At 71.3% G+C, this 15,938-nt stretch carries 18 protein-coding genes; 2 read left to right on the top strand and 16 right to left on the bottom strand.

Annotated elements, in window-relative coordinates; translation table 11 throughout:
* From resB to hemL, 5 genes are all read right to left on the bottom strand, one after another.
* Positions 1-1,707 carry a cytochrome c biogenesis protein ResB gene (gene resB, locus E6W39_RS25225; RefSeq protein WP_228718354.1) on the bottom strand — a complete coding sequence of 569 codons (1,707 nt, stop codon included), beginning with the start codon at positions 1,705-1,707 and terminating at the stop codon, positions 1-3.
* Positions 1,700-2,473 carry a cytochrome c biogenesis CcdA family protein gene (locus E6W39_RS25220; RefSeq protein ID WP_141635481.1) on the bottom strand — a complete coding sequence of 258 codons (774 nt, stop codon included), beginning with the start codon at positions 2,471-2,473 and terminating at the stop codon, positions 1,700-1,702. The genes resB and E6W39_RS25220 overlap by 8 nt, the downstream gene beginning before the upstream one ends.
* Positions 2,470-3,066: a TlpA family protein disulfide reductase gene (locus E6W39_RS25215; protein ID WP_141635480.1), complete on the bottom strand. Its 597-nt coding sequence runs from the start codon at positions 3,064-3,066 to the stop codon at positions 2,470-2,472. Before E6W39_RS25215 ends, E6W39_RS25220 begins: the two co-directional genes overlap by 4 nt.
* Before the next feature lie 110 nt (positions 3,067-3,176).
* Positions 3,177-3,854: a histidine phosphatase family protein gene (locus E6W39_RS25210; protein ID WP_101381313.1), complete on the bottom strand. Its 678-nt coding sequence runs from the start codon at positions 3,852-3,854 to the stop codon at positions 3,177-3,179.
* Between the two features lie 11 nt (positions 3,855-3,865).
* Complete coding sequence (gene hemL / locus E6W39_RS25205) at positions 3,866-5,188, bottom strand: glutamate-1-semialdehyde 2,1-aminomutase (RefSeq protein WP_141635479.1); 1,323 nt, start codon at positions 5,186-5,188, stop codon at positions 3,866-3,868.
* 402 nt (positions 5,189-5,590) lie between these two features.
* Here hemL and E6W39_RS25200 point away from each other — a divergent pair, with 402 nt between their 5' ends.
* Positions 5,591-6,073 carry a hypothetical protein gene (locus tag E6W39_RS25200; protein WP_101385127.1) on the top strand — a complete coding sequence of 161 codons (483 nt, stop codon included), beginning with the start codon at positions 5,591-5,593 and terminating at the stop codon, positions 6,071-6,073.
* Between the two features lie 107 nt (positions 6,074-6,180).
* On the opposite strand, the gene E6W39_RS25195 is transcribed toward E6W39_RS25200, so the two are convergent.
* The 11 genes from E6W39_RS25195 to E6W39_RS25145 form a co-directional block, all read right to left on the bottom strand.
* The gene (locus E6W39_RS25195; RefSeq protein ID WP_141635478.1) at positions 6,181-6,372 is read right to left on the bottom strand and encodes a hypothetical protein; all 192 of its coding nucleotides are present in this window, start codon (positions 6,370-6,372) and stop codon (positions 6,181-6,183) included.
* A 4-nt stretch (positions 6,373-6,376) separates the two neighbouring features.
* Complete coding sequence (locus E6W39_RS25190) at positions 6,377-8,290, bottom strand: alpha/beta hydrolase (RefSeq protein ID WP_141635477.1); 1,914 nt, start codon at positions 8,288-8,290, stop codon at positions 6,377-6,379.
* The gene (locus E6W39_RS25185) at positions 8,287-8,592 is read right to left on the bottom strand and encodes a type VII secretion target (RefSeq protein ID WP_141635476.1); all 306 of its coding nucleotides are present in this window, start codon (positions 8,590-8,592) and stop codon (positions 8,287-8,289) included. The genes E6W39_RS25190 and E6W39_RS25185 overlap by 4 nt, the downstream gene beginning before the upstream one ends.
* Positions 8,593-8,714: 122 nt before the next feature.
* A complete protein-coding gene (mslH, locus tag E6W39_RS25180) occupies positions 8,715-10,040 on the bottom strand; it encodes a lasso peptide C-terminal Trp epimerase (protein ID WP_141635475.1) in 1,326 nt (441 codons plus the stop codon).
* Positions 10,041-10,091: 51 nt separating this feature from the next.
* Positions 10,092-10,949, bottom strand: a complete 858-nt coding sequence (locus E6W39_RS25175; RefSeq protein WP_228718353.1) for an ABC transporter permease — start codon at positions 10,947-10,949, stop codon at positions 10,092-10,094.
* Positions 10,946-11,911 (bottom strand): ATP-binding cassette domain-containing protein, encoded by a 966-nt coding sequence (locus E6W39_RS25170; protein WP_141635474.1) that lies wholly within the window; start codon positions 11,909-11,911, stop codon positions 10,946-10,948. Before E6W39_RS25170 ends, E6W39_RS25175 begins: the two co-directional genes overlap by 4 nt.
* Complete coding sequence (locus E6W39_RS25165) at positions 11,908-12,336, bottom strand: lasso peptide biosynthesis B2 protein (protein WP_141635473.1); 429 nt, start codon at positions 12,334-12,336, stop codon at positions 11,908-11,910. Before E6W39_RS25165 ends, E6W39_RS25170 begins: the two co-directional genes overlap by 4 nt.
* A gap of 100 nt (positions 12,337-12,436) precedes the next feature.
* Positions 12,437-12,700 (bottom strand): lasso peptide biosynthesis PqqD family chaperone, encoded by a 264-nt coding sequence (locus E6W39_RS25160; protein ID WP_141635472.1) that lies wholly within the window; start codon positions 12,698-12,700, stop codon positions 12,437-12,439.
* Positions 12,697-14,532 (bottom strand): lasso peptide isopeptide bond-forming cyclase, encoded by a 1,836-nt coding sequence (locus E6W39_RS25155; RefSeq protein WP_141635471.1) that lies wholly within the window; start codon positions 14,530-14,532, stop codon positions 12,697-12,699. The genes E6W39_RS25160 and E6W39_RS25155 overlap by 4 nt, the downstream gene beginning before the upstream one ends.
* A 68-nt stretch (positions 14,533-14,600) precedes the next feature.
* Complete coding sequence (locus tag E6W39_RS25150) at positions 14,601-14,729, bottom strand: lasso RiPP family leader peptide-containing protein (RefSeq protein WP_141635470.1); 129 nt, start codon at positions 14,727-14,729, stop codon at positions 14,601-14,603.
* Positions 14,730-14,926: 197 nt separating this feature from the next.
* Positions 14,927-15,055, bottom strand: a complete 129-nt coding sequence (locus E6W39_RS25145; protein ID WP_141635469.1) for a lasso RiPP family leader peptide-containing protein — start codon at positions 15,053-15,055, stop codon at positions 14,927-14,929.
* A 181-nt stretch (positions 15,056-15,236) separates the two neighbouring features.
* On the opposite strand from E6W39_RS25145, the gene E6W39_RS25140 reads away from it, so the two are divergent.
* Entirely contained in the window at positions 15,237-15,929 is a 693-nt protein-coding gene (locus tag E6W39_RS25140; protein ID WP_181799445.1) for a response regulator transcription factor, read from the top strand.
* The last annotated feature ends 9 nt before the right edge of the window (positions 15,930-15,938 follow it).

Here is a 15,938-nt window from a genome sequence, read left to right as displayed (position 1 = left end):
CTACTCCTTGGTTTCATCGACCGGGGCTGACACGGCGTCAGTCGGTTCGGATTCGTCGTCTGCCGGGGCATCGTCCTCTAGCGCCGGGGCATCGTCCTGCAGGTCGACGGCGAGTTCGGCGAGCTCTTCGGCGATCTTCGCCGACTCGCTGCGGGACAGGCCGGCCAGCTCCACCAGGGTCCGGCCGTCCGGGGTGGCGACGGCCCGCACCCAGATCCGGCGGCGCTGCACGAAGAGCGAGCCGACCAGGCCGGCGATCGCCAGCACCGCGCCGGTGAGCGCGACCGAGTTGCCGGGGCGGTGCGACACCGAGAAGGTGGCCCACTTCTTGTAGCCGTCGAAGGTGATCGAGCCGTAGTTGTCGGGCAGCGCCCAGGCCTGACCGGGGGTCAGCTTGGCCTTGGCGGGCTGGCCGTCCTGGACCATCTGGGTCAGGTGGCTCATGTCGAGCTGGTAGACGTTCTGCGGCAGGCCGGAGTCGGTGCCCAGGTCGCCGGCGTAGGCGGTCAGCACCAGCGCCGGGGCCGCGTCACCGGGGAAGAGCGAGCGCGGGCCGGTGTTGGCGTCGAAGTTGGCCGGCGCGGTCGGCAGGAAGAAGCCCGAGAAGCCGAGCTGGACCTTCTTGCCGTCCGTGTGGCCGTAGTCGCCGACCTTGACCACGCCGGTGGACGTCAGGTTGCTGTCCTGGGGCAGGAACGGCACCGCGTCGTGGTAGACCACCTTGCCGCTGCCGTCCCGGATCGTGACCACCGGCGCGTAGCCGTGGCCGATCAGGAAGACCTTGCTGCCGCCGATGTCCAGCGGGTTGTTGACCGAGATCTGGCCGGCCTTCAGCTTGGTCGGGTCGTCGCCCTGCCAGTAGCGGATGTGCGCGCTGAACTCCCGGGCCTGGCCGATCTGCGAGCCGCTGGTCTGGTACTCGTCGGTGAAGCCGTCCAGCTTGAAGCCGAACGGGTCCAAGTCCTGGGAGGTGTAGAAGGCCGAGCCGGAGAAGTCGTCCAGCTGGGTCATGGTGTTGGAGAAGCCGTCGCCCTCGACCACCAGCTTGCCGCCCTGGCCGCTGGCCAGGCTGGCCCAGGCGAAACCGGCCAGCAGGGCGAACAGCGAGAGGTGGAAGAGCAGGTTGCCGACCTCGCGCAGATAGCCCTTCTCGGCCGCCACCGCGCCACCGGACACGTGCGCCCGGAACCGCCGCTTGCGCAGCAACCGCTGCGCCACCGCCACCGCGGCCTCGGGGTCGGCGTCGGTGCGCCAGGCCGCGTAGACCGGCATCCGGGTCAGGTTGGCCGGCGCCGCCGGCGGCTTGGCCCGCAGCACGCCGACGAACTGCCAGGTGCGCGGGATGATGCAGCCGGCCAGCGAGATGAAGAGCAGGATGTAGATCGCGGAGAACCAGACCGAGCTGTAGACGTTGAACAGCTGGAGCTTGTCGTAGAGCGGGGCCAGCCCCTTGTGGGCGGCCTTCCAGGTCTGCACCTTGAAGGCGTTCTCACTGGTCTGCGGGATCAGCGAGCCCGGGATGGCCGCCAGCGACAGCATGAAGAGCAGGATCAGCGCGACCCGCATCGAGGTCAGCTGACGCCACATCCAGCGCAGCCAGCCCAGCACCCCTATCCCGGTGGGGCCGTCCGACTCCACCGGGGCGCTGGTCAGCCGCTCGGCGGCTGTGTCTTCGGGCCGCTCGGTGCGCAGCTCGGTGTCACTCACGATCAGATTCCGATCTCGCCGCTGGGGCCAGGTACTGGAGCTGGTTGACCAGGTAGTCCCAGCCGCCGGTGATCAGCAGCACACCGACGGCGACCAGCATCGCGCCGCCGATCCGCATCACCCACTGGTAGTGCTTCTTGATGAAGCCGAAGGCGCCGACCGCCTTGCGGAAGGCGAGCGCCGCCAGCACGAACGGCAGGCCGAGGCCCACACAGTAGACCGCCATCAGGAACGCGCCGCGACCGGCACTGGCCTGGTTGAACGAGAGCGCCTGGAGCGAGGCCATGGTCGGCCCGATGCACGGGGTCCAGCCCAGCCCGAACACCACGCCGAGCAGTGGTGCACCGATCAGGCCGACCGCGGGGCGCCGGTGCGAGCGGACCTCCCTGGTGGAGAATCCGGGCAGCACGCCGGCGAACGCCAGGCCCATCAGGATGGTGAAGCACCCCAGCACGATGTTGATGGTGTGCCGGTACTCCCGCAGAGTCTGGCCGAACTCGCCGAAGGCCGCGCCGAACGACACGAAGACGGCGGTGAAGCCGAGGATGAAGAGCAGCGCGCCGAGCAGCATCCGGCCGCGCCTGCGCCCCTGGGCGTCGGCCAGGTCGGCCGCCGAGAAGCCGGTCACGTAGGAGAGGTAGCCCGGCACCAGCGGCAGCACGCAGGGTGAGAAGAACGAGACCAACCCGGCGGCGACCGCCACCGGCACGGCGAGCAGCAGCGGGCCGCTGAGCACCGTCTGGTTGACGCCGTCGGCGAGGATCACGACTTCTCCGCGAGGATCGGCGAGACCATCGAGTCCAGCTCGTCCGGGGTGAGCCCCTTCATCGCGCGGGCGGCCAGCCGGCCCTGGCGGTCGATCACCACGGTGGTCGGGATCGACTGCGGGTTGAGGCTGCCCTTGGGGAACTTGAGGATCTGGGTGCCGTCCGGGTCGTAGATGCTCGGGTAGCTGATCCCGTTGACGTCCTCGAACCGCTTGGCGTTGGTCACGTCGGTGTCGCGGGTGTTGATCCCGAGGAACTGGACGCCCTGGCCCTTGTACTTCTCGTAGACCTGCTCCAGGCCCTTGGCCTCGGCCCGGCAGGGCGAACACCAGGAGCCCCAGATGTTGACCACCACGACCTTGCCCTGGAAGTCGGACAGCGCGGTGGGCTTGCCCTCCAGGTCGTTGCCGCTGATCGCGGGCGCCGCCGTGCGGGCGGTCACCGGCACGGTGTCGATGCCGCCGCTGCCCGTGACGAACCCGGCCTGGGCGTCACCGCTGCCGCCGGAGCCCGAGGAGCTGCAACCGGCGAGGGTCAGGGCGGCTGCCGCGGTGAGCACGGCGGCCATGCGGAGGCGAGGCGTACCAGACATGTGAAAAGTTTCGCATGGCACTTTCAGCCGGTTCAGGGGGGTCCGCCCTTGTGTGTCGGACCCCCGCTGACCTGTGGCTGTAAAGAACTTCTAAGGCGCAGCGCCGGTGGTTAGGCCCCGAAGCTCTTGGCCACCGGCGCATCCCCGCGCTTGCCCTTGCCGGCCAGGTGGGCCGGCAGCAGGTCGCGGGCCGGCTCCGAGTAGCCGATCGAGACCAGCTTGTCGCCCTCGTAGGTGAAGCTGGTGAGCGACGCCAGCGAGCACTGCCGCTTGCGCGGGTCGTGCCAGAGCCGGCGCTTCTCGGCGAACGAGCGGGCGATCCAGATCGGCGACTGGTGGCTGACCGCCACCGCCTCGTGGCCGCGGGCGGCGTCCCGGGCGGCGGCCAGCGCGGCCATCATCCGCACCGCCAGGTCGATGTACGGCTCGCCCCAGGACGGGCGGAACGGGTTGGTCAGGTACTTCCAGGCGGACGGGTTCTTCAGCGCGCCGTCGCCGACGCCGAAGACCTTGCCCTCGAAGACGTTGCCCGCCTCGATCAGCCGGCCGTCGACCGCGATGTCCAGGCCGTGCGCCTTGCCGATCGGCGCGGCGGTCTCCTGGGCCCGCTCCAGCGGGGAGGCCACCACATGGGTGATGTCCCGGTCCGCGAGGTGCTCGGCGACCCGGTCGGCCATCTGCCGGCCCAGCTCGGAGAGGTGGTAGCCGGGCAGCCGGCCGTAGAGCACGCCCTCCGGGTTGTGCACCTCGCCGTGGCGCATCAGGTGCACCACCGTGGTCTCGGTCATCTGGCGTCCTCTCAGCTCGCGGTCGCGCGCGCGGCGGCCTGGGCGGCGGCCGGCAGCGCGGCGGCGATCCTATCGATCGCGCGTTCGTCGTGGGCGGCCGAGACGAACCAGGACTCGAAGGCGGACGGCGGCAGGTAGACCCCGTCGGCCAGCAGGCTGTGGAAGAACGCGGTGAAGCGGAACGACTCCTGACGCTTCGCCGCGTCGTAGTCGGTGACCGGCTGGTCGGTGAAGAAGACCGAGAACATGTTGCCGGCCCGCTGCACGCGGTGCGCCACGCCCTCCTTGGCGAGGGCGTCGGCGACCAGGCCGGAGACCGTGTCGGCGACCCGGTCCACGGTGGCATAGACCTCGTCGGTGCAGCCCCGCAGCTGGGCCAGGCCGGCGGCGGTGGCGATCGGGTTACCGGAGAGGGTGCCGGCCTGGTAGACCGGGCCGGCCGGGGCCAGGTGGGCCATCACGTCGGCCCGCCCGCCGAAGGCTGCGGCCGGGAAGCCGCCGCCCATCACCTTGCCGAAGGTGAGCAGGTCGGGCGCCCAGCCCTCGTGCGCCGCCTCCAGGCCGTACCAGCCGGCCTTGGAGACGCGGAAGCCGGTCATCACCTCGTCGGAGATGAACAGCGCGCCGTTCTCCCCGCAGAGCTTGGCCAGGCCCGCGTTGAAGCCCGGCAGCGGCGGGACCACGCCCATGTTGCCCGGCGAGGCCTCGGTGATCACCGCGGCGATCTCGCCCGGGTGCGCCCGGAACGCCTGCTCGACGGCGGCCAGGTCGTTGTACGGCAGCACGATGGTGTCGCCGGCCTGCGCGCCGGTCACGCCGGGGGTGTCCGGCAGCGCGAAGGTGGCCAGCCCGGAGCCGGCGGCGGCCAGCAGGGCGTCCACGTGGCCGTGGTAGCAGCCGGCGAACTTGACGATCTTGGCGCGGCCGGTGAAGCCGCGGGCCAGCCGGATCGCGGACATGGTGGCCTCGGTGCCGGAGGAGACCAGCCGGACCTGCTCGACCGGGGCCACCCGGGCCACGATCTCCTCGGCCAGCTCCACCTCGCCCTGGCCGGGCGTGCCGAACGAGGTGCCGTGGGAGACCGCCTGCTGCACGGCCTCCAGCACCGCCGGGTGCGCGTGGCCCAGGATCATCGGACCCCAGGAGCAGACCAGGTCGACGTACTCGCGCCCATCGGCGTCGGTCAGGTACGGGCCGCTGCCCGAGACCATGAACCGCGGGGTACCGCCGACCGCGCGGAAGGCTCGCACCGGCGAGTTGACCCCGCCGGGGGTGACGACCGAGGCGCGCTCGAAGAGCGACTGGGACTGGGGGGCTTCATACGGGTAGCTCACAAGGCTCCATCCTCTCAAACCGCTCCGGTCTCAAATCGTGTCCTTTACCTCTGCATGTCGGACCCGATCATCTGGAACGATGATCCGTGTGCGGTTGCCGGTCGATTCATCCCGCACACTGGAGGTCACGACCACCGCACCCCGGCGCGGGCGTGACGCGATGTGACGCGATCCGGTCGGTCGTGTCTGATTTCGGTCATAACAGTCGTAACAAGAGTGACATAACGGGAAAATGGGGCCTCCGGCGGGACACCGGCAGGCCCGGGGGTCTGTCGATTCCGGCGAATTCCGGTGAGGATGGTCCGAGTGTCCGAGGAGCAGGACGGCTTCGAGGAGGCCGCGGGGGCAGGCCACAAGGCGGCCCGCGCGGGAAGGGGAAGGCGGGGTGAAGGTCGCGTGGGGGTGACGTACAAATACTTCGGCGCACCCGACCGGGCCACCGCCGCGAGAGTCCCCACCGCGCTGGGCCCGGGCGGGCTCGGCCTGGACGCCGGCGAGCTCGGCTCGCTCGGCCGGCTCGGCGACCTCATGGAGACCAGCGGCTCCCCCAACGGCCACCTCTCCACCAAGATCAAGCCGGAGACCATGAGCGCCATGGTGCTCACCGGCATCGAGGGCGTGCCGCTGCACCAGGTCCCCCCGCTCGAACTGGTCGTCCTCCACCCCGACTACGCCGTGGTCCAGCTCCCCCACACCGTCGTCGAACCCCTCCGCAAGGCCGACGACACCGAGCTCGGCGCCGCTGCCTTCATCTGGTCGACCGTCCCCGACCGGCGCGGCCCGCGCGACGCCTTCGTCATCTACACGATGCTCCACGAGTGGCAGGACTTCGCCAACCGGCTCCACGACGCGGGGCACCAGCTGTACTGCCTGGTGTGGCCCTGACCGTTGCCAGCGGCGCACTTCTGACGGCTGCTCACCTCCCCGCTGGGGTCGTCCGATCGGGGAGGTGAGCAGCCGTCATCAGGCCGCTGGGGCACATTGAGGGCACATCACGGGGTGGCAGAAGTCGGCGGCATCAGGCAAGGGGTGTGGACGCTCAGGAACATGCGGTCAGAGCCCAGACCTGAGGAGGAGATCACAAGGAAGTTGTCACTCTTGTCATAGCCCCACACCAGGGCGTCCACCTTCCCGTCCTTGTCGGTCTCCTGGTAGTCCGTGACGTCCACGCCCTCGTTGGTCATGGCGTCACGAGCCTTGCGAACGGCCTCCGGATGCTGCCCGAGCGGGACGGCGCTGAAGACGGAGTACATCAGGGCGTAGCGGTCGTCCGGCGCCGTCTCGCCGTTGCGACCGACGCAGGGGGTGAACAGCACCTTGGCGGGGCCAGGGGTGATCTGGATGCCGGCGGCCTGCGCCAGATGCTCGGTCATCTGCTGTGCCCCTGCCTGGGCGTCGCTCTTCGACTTGACGGGCAGCGGAGCATCCTTGTCCGACCGGCTGTTCGTGCAGGCTCCAAGGCAGCCGATCAAGAGGATGACAGCCAACAGGCGGCGCGGCTTCATCGTGATCACGGTGTCGGGGCCTGCCTAGGTGGCTTGCCAGCGATGATCCTGGCCTGGTTCTCCAGGCTCTGACTGCCGTCGCCCCAGTAACCGTCATGCCCATGGGTGTCGACGATGAACCGCTGCCCCCGAAGTCCTGGTACACCGGCTGCGCGCCGAGAGCGCCGTCGACCTCCTGGGCTGGGTCGTCGCGTGCGGTGCCGATCCACACGTGGTTGGGGTCGATGTTGAGGTCGGAGGCGTGGTCGACGTCCATACCGGGGCTGGCGAGGGCGATGATGTCGTCGGCGTGCAGGCCGCCGTCCGCACTGGCGGCCGCCCCGACCACGGTGGTGCCGTAGCTGTGGCCCATGACCGTGAGGTGGCTGCACTCATAGGGGCTCTGCGCGACCCGGATGCCCTGCGTGAAACGGCGTAGGTCAGCGGCGCCGGCCTCGGCGTTGTGCGTACTCGTCACCGCGAGGTCGCTGGGTGCCTCGTAGCCGAGCCAGGAGATCACCGCCGTCTTGTCTCCGGGGCTGGCCTCTTGCTCCGCCACCCCCTGCAACTGCTTCATGCGATTGACCTGGTCGGGTACGCCCGCCAGGTTGGTGTTCATGCCGGGCACGAAGACCGCCGTGTTCTGCGCGTAGTCAGGGTTTCCGGCCGCCACGATCGCCCGGCCGTTGTGGGCGTCGGGATCGATCCCCAGCAGGTACACCTGGTGCATCTCGTCGTTGCCGGAGTTCGCGTCGAGCTTCTCCCTGATGTTCTCCAGGCTGTTCAGACGCGCCTGGGCGTCGGCGGAACCGTAGGCGATGCCCGTGTCGTACCTGGCTTCGTCGATCTTCCGGTCGAGGACCAGTCGGTTGGCCTCGTCGCGGGCCACGGTGGGCAGCCCGTCCATGGCCCCGACGGCACTCGGGTACAACGAGATGTAGGCCTGCTGCTGGTCCGGGGTCAGCCCCTTCCACCAGGTGGCGTTCTGCTGGGGGTCCTTGCCGTCCGGCATGGCACCCGTGTAGTTGATCTCCGCCAGGGCGTTGCTGGCATTACCCGAGGCCACGTCCAGGGCATAGGGCGTGTTCTGGGTGAGGAAGTCCGGATGGAGGTCGCCGAGGGCCTTCGCCCCTTGATCGCTCGCGTCCTGAGCGTCCTTCAGTGCGGTGTTGATACGCCCCTGGATGTCGCCGCGGGTGTTGTCCAGAGCCTGATAGGCGGCCTCGGCGTCAGGGTCATGGTGGTCCATGCCGGTTCGCGGGGGCTGCTGGATGGTTCCGTCGTCGCCGACCGTCAGACCGGCCTGCTGGGCACGCTGGACCGCGTTGGTGAGATTGGTCTGGGCCTGGTAGATCCGATCGGCGATGGTGTCCATGACCACTGCGGCACCCTCGGCATTGCTCTGCACCAGCCCGAACTGCTCTTCGGTGTTCTCCATGAAGGCGAAAGCCGCCTGGGCATCATTGCCCTTCCAGGAGTTCAACAGCGGTGCGTGCACCTTGGCGCGTTGTTGCGTGGTCGCCGCCTGTACCGCCTGGGCCAGCCCGCGCCAGTTCTTGGCCGCATCGTGCAGCGGCTGGGGATCGAACGCCAGCAGCAGGGAGTAGGGGGTGCTCATGACCCTCCCTGCGTCGGGAACTGCTGGGCCACGGCTCGGTCGTTCTGCTCGTGGTTCTGAGCGCAGGTGTCAAGGTTGCTCGCGGTGTCGATGACTCGCTGTCGCATGGTGCCCAGGGGCGACTTCCAGCCGTCCGCCAAGGTCTGCACCGCACCGGACAACGACCAGCCGGTCAGCTTCCCGGCTGCCGTCGACGCCGAGGTCACCGCGGTCGATATCGGCGTTGCCAGGTCATCGCCGATGCCGCGCTCCATCCCCGCCGAGGCTCGCAACTCCCCTAAGTTCACTTCGATATCTGCCATGGGCCCCTCCCCCAGGGCTCACTCACTGCACTAAGTGAGACTATATGACCGTAGAGTGCTTGCAGTGCATATGCGAAAACCCTGAGCTGAGGGCGGGTCGCTTCCTGGCGGGGTGTCGGATCTCACGGTCCGTCGAGCAGCAGCTCGCCCGGGCCGGTGTCCGGCACCGTGACGGTGGTGGCATAGGGCTCGGCGAGGCGGGCCAGGTCGGTGAGGATCTCCGCGGCCTCGCCCCGGTCCGCGAGGCGCGGGCGGCCGCGGCGGTGCACCGGTTGGCCGAAGCCGAGGGAGACCGGGTGGAGCCGGACGTCCACCAGGTCGCCGTCGAGGAAGGTGAGCAGCGGGACCACGGACTGCCAGTACTCGCGGTGCGGGGCGAACAGGCGGCGGCCGTGGCCGCCGAGCTCGTCGAAGTAGCGCCCGGGGGTGAGCGGACCGGGGAGCGGGAGCCTCGCGTAGTCCTCGGCCGGGACGTGGTCGGACAGTTCGAGCTGGCTGACGACGTTCCCGAGGCTGTAGAAGATCGGTCTGCCCCGGTACAGCTCCACGCCGCGCAGGAAGTGCGGGCCGTGCCCGGCCACCGCGTCGGCGCCCTCGTCGATCATCCGGTGCGCGAAGGCCCGCAGGAACTCGGCCGGGTCCCGCCGGGACTCGCCCGGCTCGTGGGAGTGCACGCTGACCACCACCACGTCCGCCCGGCGGCGGGCCTCGGCCACCCAGCTCGCGATGCCGTCGAGGTCCCTCGGGTCGCACTCGGTGCTGAAGCCCGGCTCGGCCGCCACCCGGAACCGGGTGCCGAAGAGCTCGCACCGGTCGCGGCCCGGCGGCAGCGCGGGGTCGACGCCGAGCAGGGTGCGGGCCTCGGCGCGGCGGGCCCTCAGGCCCGTCTCGGCGTCGATCTGCCGCAGCACGCTCAGCTGATCCGCCGTCACCCACACGGTGGCGCCACAGCGCAGCGGGTTCAGGCCGGGGCGGCCGGGCAGGTCCGGTGACGGGTCGGCGGCCTCCTGGCCGGGCAGGAAGGTCGAGCTGCAGGAGATCAGCGCCAGGCTGCCGGCCGGGCGGTCGACGTAGACCGGGCGGCGTGCCGCGGTGAGGTCGGGGCCGATCCCGGCGTACGGGATCCCCTTCGCGTGCAGCAGCTCCGCGGTGCCGAGCAGGCCGGCCACGCCCAGGTCCAGCGCGTGGTTGTTGGCGCAGCCGAGCACGGTGAAGCCCGCGGCCGCGATCTCGTCCAGCACCCGGGCGTCCGCGATCAGTCCGCCGCCGCTCACGGCGTTGTGCACCGGGTGGCCGCGGCCGTCACCGGGGACCACCTCCAGGTTGGTGACGGCGAAGTCCACCGCGCCCAGCAGCTCCCCGAGGCGGGCGGCGGCCGGGTCGGTGGTGATCAGCGCGCCCCTGGTGGCCATGCAGTCGCCGGTGAGTGCCACCGTGATCCGGGTCATCGGGTCACTCCGCGTCTGATGGTCTGCCGGGCCGGCACGGTGGCCACCGCCTCACTGCGAGCGGGAGAAGCGGTGCGTGGCCAGACTGAGCGCGACCACGCAGAGGGACGCGATCAGCCCCAACTCGGCGATCACCGGCGGTTGCCAGCCCCAGAGCAGCAGTCGGGACTGGCCGGCGCCGAGTGGATTGCCCCCCGGCAGCGTCCGGCGGACCGCGTCGACGCCGTAGGTGAGCGGGTTCAGCTTGACGACGGCGTCGAGCCAGCCGGGCAGCCCCGCCGGTGGGAACATCGCCCCGGAGAAGAGCATCAGCGGCATCAGGCCGAGGCTCACCACGATCTGGAAGGTGTCGACCTGACGGACCGTCACGGCCGCCAGGAGCCCGAGGGCGGTGAACAGCAGGGCGATGAGCAGCAGTTCGAGCACCGCCACCAGCAGCATCGGCGTGTAGTGGACGCCGGCGACGCCGGCGATGGCGAGCACCGCCAGGCCGTAGATCCCGCCCGTGGTGGCACCGCCGAGTGCGAGGCCGAGCACGATGCTCCACCGCTTCACCGGCGCGACCAGCATCTGCCGGAGCACGCCGATCCGGCGGTCCCACACCAGCGAGATACCCACCGCGATGGCCGGTGCCTGCACCGACATCACCACCGCTCCGGGGAACAGGAAGGCCCGGTAGTCGTGCAGTTGGGCCTGCCCGAGCCCGCCGGCCGCGTTCAGTCCGGTGCCCAGCACCAGCAGGAACAGCAGTGGCGTGACCAGCCCCAGGGCCAGGCGCGTCGGATTGTGGCGCAGCCGGGTCATCTCCCGCCGCCACAGCAGGGCGACCGGGCGCAGCACGTGCCGCGGCCGGTCGGTGGCCGCCGGGGCGGCGACCTGGACGGCCGGCAGGGTGTCGGTGCGGGTCATCGCAGGCCCTCCCCGAGGCTGCTGAGCATCTTCCGGTCCGCGGTGCTCTCCCGGACGGCGGTGCCGGTGTGGTGCAGGAAGACGTCGTCGAGGGTCGGCGGTGCGACCGACACCGCCCGTACGCCCACTCCCAGTTCGGTGCAGAGCCGGGGCACCAGGGCGGCGCCGTCGGCGACCCTGAGCAGCAGCCCGTCCGGGGTCGGCTCCGCGGCCAGCCCGAAGCGGTCGGTGATGGCGCCGGCGGCTCGCGCGTCGTCCTCGGTGCGCAGCACCACCAGGTCGGACCCGATCACCGACTTCAGCTCCGCCGGCGTCCCCTGGGTGATCAGCTCGCCGTGGTCGATGATCGCGATCCGGTCGCAGTGCTCGGCCTCCTCCAGCTGGTGGGTGGTGAAGAAGACCGTGATGCCCCGCTCCCGCCGGAGCACCTCCAGGTGCTCCCAGACGGCGGCACGGGTCTGCACGTCGAGACCGGTGGTCGGCTCGTCGAGGAAGAGCACCCGCGGTGTACCGAGCAGCCCGCGGGCGACTTCCAGGCGGCGCCGCAGCCCGGCGGAGAACTGGCGGACCTTGACCCTGCCGCGGTCGGACAGCTCCATCAGATCGAGGAGTTCACCGGCCGCACGGCGCGCCGCACGGCGTCCGAGGCCGCGCAGCTCCGCCTGGAAGCGGAGGTTCTCGGCCGCGGTCAGGTCCACGTCGAGGGTCGACTCCTGGAAGACGATGCCGATCCGGCGGCGGACCTCGTCCGGCCGGGTCGCGACGTCGAATCCTGCCACCTCCGCCCGGCCCGCGGTGGGCTTGAGCAGCGTGGTCAGCATGCTGATGGTGGTCGTCTTGCCGGCGCCGTTCGGGCCGAGGAAGCCGAAGGTCACACCGTCGGGGACGGCCAGATCGAGCCCGTTGACGGCCGGGTTGCTGCCGTAGAAGGCGTAGAGGCCCTCGGTGCGGATCGCGGTCATGACCGGCTCCCCTCGGGGCAGCGCACCGCCAGCACGGTGCGGAACACGGTGAGTCCGCCCGGCTCGTCCACCGGCCGTCCATCGGCCTCGACCCAGGCGTGCGCGCCGAACGGTTCGACGCGGAATCCGGTGCACCAGTCGGGCCAGCGGCCCCGGGCCCGGCACAGCAGGGCGGTGGCCACGGACCGCTGCAGGCAGCCCAGGCCGGCGCAGCGGGTGCTGACCGAGACCACCGACTGCCGGGCGCGGGCGGCCTGGGCGTAGCCGGCGGGCCGGGAGCCCCGGCTGAGCGCCCCCAGCACCCTGCCCAGCCGCGCCGGGGGCAGCTGGACCAGCAACCGGGCCGCGCCGGCGGCGCACCTGGGGGCGAGCTGCCGGCGCAGTGGCAGGCGCGGCGCGTACTCGGCGACGCCGGGGGTACTCATGCGCCCACCTCGCAGAGCTCGGCGGGGGCATTCGCCCGTACGCGCCTTTCGATGATGACCTCTCCCCCAGCCTCCGGCCGGGAGTGCCCCCAACGCTCGCTCATGACCCGACCTCCACGAGTCTGGCCGAGCTCAGGGCCTCGATGAGGGCCCACACGTCGCGGCAGGCCTCGTCGTCGGCCACCTCCGTGCCGGCGGTAAGGCCCGCGGCGACCGCCTCGGGTGCGTCGCCGTCGAGCAGGCCGCGCAGCACCGCGGCACCGGATCCGTTGAGCTTCCAGTACCGGCCGTGCCGCCCGTCGAGCAGCACGGCTCCGGTCTCGATGGGCGTCAGGGTGACGTCACGGGCAAGGCTGAGCTTCATCTGGGGTCTCCCACGGTCCTGCGGGACGCGGCTCGCACCGTCCCGTCGTGCGATCGCAGCCAACCTTCGCCGGCCACGGTGGCCTCGATGGGCGCCAGGTACTGGGACCGCGCCCGGGGGTCGAGCAGCTCCGCACGCAGTGCCGCCGGGTCGATCAGACCGAGCCGGGCCAGTCGCGAGTCCTCGCAGAGCTCCAGCAGCCGGGCCCGGTTGCGTGCCAGGCCGCGGTACGACTCGGCGCTGTACTCGCCCTTGTCGGTGCGGGCCAGCAGCTCGGCGGGGACCACGTCCCGCAGCGCCTCGGTCAGCAGCGGCTTGAAGCGCCCGGTGGCAAGCCGCCCGTCGATCCGGGTGGCGAGCGCCGCAGCGACCACCCGGTCGTCGAGGTACGGCGCGTCCCAGGTGATGCCCGTTCCCTCCAGCAGGGTGTTGACCTGACGGATCGTCGCGCCCTCCCAGACCAGCGAGACCAGGGCCTGGTGCCGACTGCGGTCGGCGTCCAACGGCTCGGGGGCCTGGGCGGCGGTCGAGACGAGCAGCCGGCGGACCGCGGCCACCGCCTCCGGCGTGGCCCAGCGGGGCATCCGGGGCGCCGGCACCCAGCCGAGCTCGGGCCATTCGGGCAGCCGGGGCGGCGTGTCGATCAGCGCGGCGGCCGCGCGCAGGTGTTCCGCGAAGCCGGACCGGTTCGCCAGTCCGCGCACCGTGGCGCCCAGCGGCCAGCGGCTGGCCAGCCGGTAGCGGTTCGCCACCACCAGGCCGTACAGCGGTCGGGCTCGGACCAGGGACCACGCGTTCACGGGCAGCCGGCCGAACAGCTCATCGCCGCCGAAGCCGGTCAGGTGCAGGGTCGCGCCCTCCAGCACGGCCCGCTGCGCCAGGTCCCGGATGTGCGGGAGTCCGTTGGCCCAGTTCGCCGGGCCTTCGGGGGTCGAGTTCGGATGCTCGGCCGAGTAGCCGACGTCGAACAGGTTCTCCGCCCGGTCGGCGGCGAAGGTGTGGTGCCGGCCCCCGGGGAGCAGGGCGGCGGCCCGCTGGGCCCATCCGGTGTCCGCGTTGACGGTGTCGCTCGGCGTGATGTGATAGGTGATCAGGTCGGCACCGGCGGCGTCGGCCAGGAAGCACAGGCTGGTGGAGTCGAGGCCGCCGGACAGGTCGGCGCTGACCCGGTCGGCCGCGGCCACTCGCACCTCGATGGCCTCGGTCAGTGCCGCGCGCAGGGCCCGCGCCCCTTCTGCGAGCGAGAGCGACGCCGGCGGCAACCGCCACCACCGGACCTGCCGGGACCGCCCGTCGGGGTCGAGGCGGAGCCAGTGCCCGGTTCGCAGCGGGTCGATGCCGCGGCGAACCGGCCGCTGGGCGATCGGCCAGGGTGCGCCGCCCGGTGCGAGCAGGGCGGCGGCGAGCAGGGTCTCGTCGATGCCCGCGTCGGTGAGGGCCAGCAGCGGTGCCACCGAGCCGGCCGCCACGGTGACGCCGTCGACGACGGCGCTGAAGACCTGCCGCGCACCGAAGACGGAACCCTGGATCCGGGTGCGGCCGTCCATCGAGACGGCCAGATGGCAGACCCCGGGCAACCGGGCCGCGAGTGTGTCCGCGTCGTGCAGCGAGTTCATCCGGCCGAGCGCCGCCCGGGCGGCCGCCGGGTCCAGCCGGGTGCGGCCCAGTACCGCCAGGCGCCGGTCCCCCGCCTCGACCACGGTGGCCTCGGCGGCGGGCCAGTCGCCCAGGATCCAGGGCCGGCCCGACCCGTGGTCGATGCGCTGGGGCGCCCACAGCTCGCGGGCCAGGGCGGCGCCGGCCGGGCTGTCCGGAAGCACGGTGAATTCCATGTCGCCTCACCATCGCGCTCGTTCAACGGACGGTGCCGGTGTGCTGGGCACAGCGGCACCGGTCGGGGTCAGTACAGGCAGATGTAGGAGTAGAACCCCTGGAAGTCGGTGCAATCGCCGACTGGCAGGGTCTTGGTGAGCTTCCCGAAGTCACCGATCTCCTGGAGCGCGGGGCGCTCGTAGACCGCGACTGACATGGCTACCTCCCAGGTCGGTCGGGTCGAACGGAGGTTTCCGGCCCGGCAGTTCGGACCGGAACCAGTTGACAGGCTAAGCCCGCGCAGGTCCCACCCACATGGGGCACTTGTCCCGACCCGGTCCCGGACGGGCGTTCGCATCCGCCCGTGCGGCGGAAAAGTGCCGGCGCGTCGAAGCGCACCGGCACGGGTTGGAGTCAGAACAGACAGATCGGGGCCTGCCAGCCGCAGATGTCGTTGCAGCTGCCGACCGGCACGCACGTGGTCAGCTCTTCGAAATCACCGATCTCCTGGAGCGCGGGGCGCTCGTAGACCGTGAACGACATGGGTACCTCCCGGGTTCGGTCGGGTCGAACGGAGGTTTCCGGCCCGGCGCTGCGGGCCGGAACCACTAGCCAGGCTAGGGCGCCACATGTCCCACCGACATGGGGCAGGAGTCCCGTCCCGTCCCGACCGTGCGGACACCAACGAATCCGACGAGAATGCTCCGTGGGAGGCTTCAGCGAGGTGGCACGGACAATCAACCTGTTCATTCTCAGCGACGACCCCGTGGCCCTCGCCGGCCTGGAGGCGATCGTCGAGCAGGACGAGCAGGTCAGCCTGATCGGCCGCGCGATGCCCCGCTGCGACGCGTTCCGCTGCCTGGAGCGCAGCGCTTCACGACCGCACGTCGTCATCCTCGGCGAACCGGCCTCGGCGCGCACCGTCTTCGAGGACGTCCAGCGGATCGTCGCGGCGTACCGCGGTGAGGAGTCGCGGCCCCGGATCATCGTGGTGTCGCAGAACGATGACGACGACCGGATCGTCGCCGCCCTGCGCGTCGGCGTCCACGGCTACCTCACCCGGGTCGGCTCGCCCGAGGAACTCCTCCAGTCGATCCGGCTGGTGGCGAGCGGGGGCGCCGCCTTCTGCCCGACCGTCGCCGCCCGGCTCAGCCGCTACGTCTCGTCCGTCCGCAATCCGCCCGCGCCGACCGGGCTCGCCGACCTGACCGACCGGGAGCGGGAGATCCTGGGCCTGATCGCCGACGGCCTGGGCAACCAGCAGATCGCCCACCGGCTCTTCCTCGCCGAGAAGACCGTCCGCAACTACGTCTCCCGGATCTTCACCAAGCTCGACGTGCACGACCGCACCGCCGTGGCCGTCCAGGCCCGTGACGCCGGCCTCGGCGCGGTCGGCCTCGGCGCCCGGGTGCGGTGAGGTCCCACC

The sequence above is a fragment of the Kitasatospora acidiphila genome, assembly GCF_006636205.1.
Classification (GTDB): Bacteria; Actinomycetota; Actinomycetes; order Streptomycetales; family Streptomycetaceae; genus Kitasatospora; species Kitasatospora acidiphila.
Note: the sequence above shows the minus strand (reverse complement) of the source record. Positions and strands in the feature narration are given on the sequence as shown.